Annotated in this window: 3 protein-coding genes; 2 read left to right on the top strand and 1 reads right to left on the bottom strand. The window is 66.8% G+C overall.

Annotated elements, in window-relative coordinates:
• Positions 1-335: acyclic terpene utilization AtuA family protein (locus tag H928_RS25815; protein WP_043338353.1), on the bottom strand; the 335-nt coding region annotated here is incomplete at its 3' end.
• An 80-nt stretch (positions 336-415) separates the two neighbouring features.
• Here H928_RS25815 and H928_RS0102425 point away from each other — a divergent pair.
• A complete protein-coding gene (locus H928_RS0102425; protein ID WP_021025067.1) occupies positions 416-1,315 on the top strand; it encodes a LysR family transcriptional regulator in 900 nt (299 codons plus the stop codon).
• A gap of 22 nt (positions 1,316-1,337) precedes the next feature.
• On the top strand, positions 1,338-2,290 hold a 953-nt coding region (locus tag H928_RS25810), incomplete at its 3' end, for a hypothetical protein (RefSeq protein ID WP_043338350.1).

Below are 2,290 nucleotides of genomic sequence, written 5' to 3'. Positions count from 1 at the left end.
CTGCGCGCCAGCGCGGCAATGGCACGGGCGGCGCCTTGCGGGTTGGCCGCGCCAAAATTGCTGACGATGCGGATGCGGTGCGCCAGGCAGTCGGCCAGCACCGGGCGCAGCAGCTCGAGCAGCAAGGGCTCGTAGCCGGCCTCCGGGTCGTCACGCCGGGCCAGTTGGGCCAGCGCCAGCGTGCGCTCGGCCAGCGTTTCAAAAATCAGAAACGCGGGCTGCTGCAAGGCCACCAGGGCCTGCACCACCGGCGCTGCCGCATCCACCCGGTCGCCTGAAAAACCAGCCGCGCAGCCAATCAGCATGGCTGCAGGCGCTGTCTTGTCTGTCTGCATAGCATCTCCTGCAGCCCACTATAGAAAAGAGGTTCTATGTTGTGAAATCGATAATTAAGATCGATTAATCTGCATTACAAATGAATCTATCCCAACGCGACATCCAGGCCTTTCTGGCGCTGGCCAGCCAGAAGAACTTCACCCGGGCCGCCAGCCTCTGCCACCTGTCCCAGCCAGCTTTCAGCGCCCTCATCCGCGCGCTGGAGACCACGGTGGGCCTGCGCCTGTTCGAGCGCAGCACCCGGCATGTGCTGCTGACGCCCGAGGGCGAGCAGTTTCTGTTGTCGGCCCAGCGCATCGCGGCCGAATTTGCCGCCTGCGAAAAAGCGATGCGCGCTACCGCCCAGCTCGTCCAGGGCCGGGTCGCCGTTGCGCTGCTGCCGTCGCTGGCCGCTGGCTGGCTGCCGCCGGTGCTGCGCAGCTTTGCCGGCCAGCACCCCGGTGTGCAGCTGCAGGTGTTCGATGTGTTGTCCGAGCCCTGCATTGCCGCCGTGGCCAATGGCGACGCCGACTTTGCACTGGCCGCCATCCGCGCCGACACGCCCGATTTGCGTGCCGAGCCCTTTTGCAGCGACCGCTTTCACCTGGTCTGCCCGGCCGACCACTCACTGGCCGCGCTGGACGAGGTGCAGCTGTCCGACCTGGCGGCCTGGCCCTTTGTGCACCTGGCCCGGCACAGCAGCGTGCGCCAGTACCTGGATGCCGCCTTTTTCCCGCAGGCCATGCAGACCCTGGTGGAGGTCGAGCAGCTCGCCACCGTGATGGGCCTGGTCAAGGCCGGTCTGGGCATCAGCGTGGTGCCGGCCCTCAGCTTGTTTCACTTTGCGCAGCCTGGCCTGGTCACCCGGCCGCTGCATCTGCCCGGCATGGACCGCCAGATCTACCTGGTGCGCAGGCGCGAGCCGCAGCTGTCGGTGGCGGCCCAGGCGCTGTACCAATTAATGCAACAAAAACGCCCAGATTTCTCCCATATTGCTTGAGGCCCTCTACACTCCAGCGCTGATGTCCTTGCCTACGCTGCCCCCGTTCGCACCGCCTGCGCCCGCGATACCGCTGCCCTACCTGGCGCTGCGCACGCGGGTCTTGTCACTGCTGGCATGGGCTGCGCTGTTTGCGCTGCTGGCATGCGCCATGCGCATGCTGCTGAACTACCCCCTGTGCGTCAACGACGAGAAGAACTGGATCGGCATCGCCCAGCAGCTCGACCAGGGCGTGGCCTGGCCGGTCTCGGGGCCTGCCTTTGTCAACACGCTGCGCCAGGCGGCCTGGGTGACCGGCTCCAGCCACGCCGAGGTGATGCCCTGGATGGGGGTCTGCGGCGTGTTTATCGTCGTCGGGGGCCTGAGCTGGGGCTACTACCGCCTGGGGCTCAAGACCTTGGTGCCGGTGTTTGCAACGCTGGCGCTGTCGAGCTATTTCTGGGCGCCCTTGCTGGAGGCACGCCCGCAGCAATGGGGGCAGCTGGCGGTATTTTTGGGCACCATCTCGGCCTGGCGCTGGCTGCAGCACAGAGGCGGTCTGGCCTTTTTTGTCGCGCTGCCTGCCGTCGCCTTTACCCATATCCTGAGCCATGCGGTGCTGGTCTTTCTCTGCCTGGTGCTGGTAGCGGCCCATGGCATTGCCCAGCGCCGCTGGAGCCTGCGCCACCTGGCCATTGCGCTGCTGTGCATCGCCAGCTTTGCGGTCTATGCCTGGCCCGGCGGGCCTTATACCGATATGCTGCGCGACCTGCGCCAAGCCCATTTCCGGCACTGGCCGCTGAGCCTGCCAGCCTCCCTGGCCCTGCTGGTGGCCGTGGCCGCCGTCGCCTGGGCCAGCCGCAGCTGGTGGCATGGCGACATCCGCTGGCCGGCGGCCGCCCTGGCCGGCTTGCTGCGCCACCAGCGTGCTGCCGGATGGTCGCTGTGTATCGCTGCGCTGCTGGTGCTCACGATGCAGGCCTATCTGCTGCCACC

It is taken from the genome of Comamonas sp. B-9 (genome assembly GCF_000410635.1).
Taxonomy (GTDB): domain Bacteria; phylum Pseudomonadota; class Gammaproteobacteria; order Burkholderiales; family Burkholderiaceae_C; genus Comamonas.
The sequence above is the reverse complement of the archived record's forward strand: the minus strand, read 5'-3'. Positions and strand labels throughout refer to the sequence as shown.